The sequence below is a fragment of the Paraburkholderia madseniana genome (assembly GCF_009690905.1).
Classification (GTDB): Bacteria; Pseudomonadota; Gammaproteobacteria; order Burkholderiales; family Burkholderiaceae; genus Paraburkholderia; species Paraburkholderia madseniana.
This window is the reverse complement of record NZ_VOSW01000332.1, coordinates 1-396: the sequence shown is the minus strand read 5'-3', so window position 1 is coordinate 396 and position 396 is coordinate 1. Positions and strand designations below refer to the sequence as shown.

The 396-nt window shown below is 64.9% G+C and carries 1 pseudogene; it reads right to left on the bottom strand.

Features of this window, described 5'->3' with window-relative positions:
- Positions 1 to 396 (bottom strand): annotated as a pseudogene (locus FSO04_RS46070) (IS21 family transposase); the annotation flags it as partial.

Sequence of the window (396 nt, the reverse complement as noted above, 5' to 3'; positions counted from 1 at the left end):
GTGTCGGCCAGCGGCGGTGTCGTCAGTTGTAGCGCAGTATCGATCTTCGGCGGCATCTGCACGCTGCGCATGCGCGACAGCACGTTCACCACATGCTCGACGCTCACGCGCCCGGAGGGCGGCGCCTGCTCCAATGCGAGTTCGACTGCAACCACTACGGCATCCAGACCGCTTTCCGGGACCAGCGCCAGAACCTTAGCCATTACCCGGTCGCCACCTGGCTCGCGTAGTAACGCCCGACGCAGCCGTTGCAGCGGATCGGGCATATCCTGGAACGGCGCACCGTTGCGCAGGGCTCCTGGCTTGCGCTGGATCAGCGGGATGTAATGCTGCCACTCGTATCGCACCTGTCCTTCGTCGGCCAGTCGATCGTGTTCGGCCACCACGGCATCGTCG